This window comes from Geosporobacter subterraneus DSM 17957 (assembly GCF_900142145.1).
In the GTDB taxonomy this organism is placed as follows: domain Bacteria; phylum Bacillota; class Clostridia; order Peptostreptococcales; family Thermotaleaceae; genus Geosporobacter; species Geosporobacter subterraneus.
This window is the reverse complement of the sequence record NZ_FQZV01000116.1, coordinates 1-1,293: the sequence shown is the minus strand read 5'-3', so window position 1 is coordinate 1,293 and position 1,293 is coordinate 1. Positions and strand designations below refer to the sequence as shown.

Below are 1,293 nucleotides of genomic sequence, written 5' to 3'. Positions count from 1 at the left end.
AGACCAGCTAATAAAAGTCAATAGTTAAGTTTGATTTTTTTAAAAAAATTGGTTTTAGAAAAAAGAGTATAGCAAAGCTAGCCATATGTAAAACACGAACAATGACAAAATGATGAGCTACATCTCTACTGCGATTTAAGCAGCTTTGATTTTGTTTGAATTCTTAGTTTTTCTCCAAGATTGATGATCTTGAGGGCTCCTAATTTCAAATGGCTTTTCGTCACGGAGAACCGCAAATATGTAATGGAGAAGTTTATGCATTACAGCTACTAAAGCTACTTTCTTTTTCTTGGTTTCACATTTTTTATGATAATAATCCCGTAGGGTGGAGTTGATAGGATCACCATTTCTGGTGGTTCTAATACTAGAAAGCGCAGCGGTAAAAAGTACTCTACGGCCAAATTTGGTACCACGCTTTGATATCTTGTTTCTATCGCCATTGAACTTACCTGATTGATTGACACTTGGATCAATACCGAAGAAGGCTGTAAAAGCTTTAGGAGACTTAAATAGACTAAAGTCACCAATCTCAGCTATCAGAGTTACGGCAGTTAAGAAGCCGATCCCAGGCATTTCATCAAGCAGTTCGATGTACTTTCGAGCTTTAGCTGGAAAGTCACTTGACTGAATCATTGCATGTAGCTGATTTTCAATGCCACTCAGGCTGTTTTGAAGATTTTCAATGCCATCTAGGTGAAATTTAATCTTCATGCTAAGTACTGAAAAATCCATAGGCATTGATTGCGCTAGCTTAGCTAGGTCTATGAGCATATTCACCTTCTTCTGAGCCCACAAGGCATTTTTACGACTGAGTGTTGAGATTATTTGAGTAAGTTCATTCTTATCAGCATGAAGGATATGTTGTGGGGAAGGATAGGCTTTTAATACCGCTAAAGAGGCTTTTCCGAAGGGATCACTAAACACATCAAGATAACCTGGAAAGAGCAAGTAAAGGTCCGTACAGAGCCTGTTTTTCATCTCAGTTAGCATGTCAGAAAGCGAATAATACTCACGAGCCATCATGCGTAGGGCAAGAATTTGAGGTTCAGGCACAAGAGAAAACTTTACTTCTTGGAATTTAGCAAGCCTTGCAATAGATTCTGCATCTTTTGAATCATTTTTCACTTTTCTTAAGTCAAAATTTTTGGTAGAATAGACACACAAAGGATTGAGGACAAAACCTTTGAGGTCATTCGACCTTAAAAAGAAGAAGAGTGGTAAATGAAAGATACCCGTAGATTCTACGAAGTAGATGGGCTTTTGTTTTAACCGCTCTTCTTCTTTTTTGAGAAT

1 protein-coding gene is annotated in these 1,293 nt (G+C 37.6%); it reads right to left on the bottom strand.

Translation table 11 applies throughout. The annotated features are described in order from the left end of the window. Positions 1 to 135: 135 nt before the first annotated feature. Positions 136 to 1,293: IS110 family RNA-guided transposase (locus BUB56_RS19210; protein ID WP_110942843.1), on the bottom strand; the 1,158-nt coding region annotated here is incomplete at its 5' end.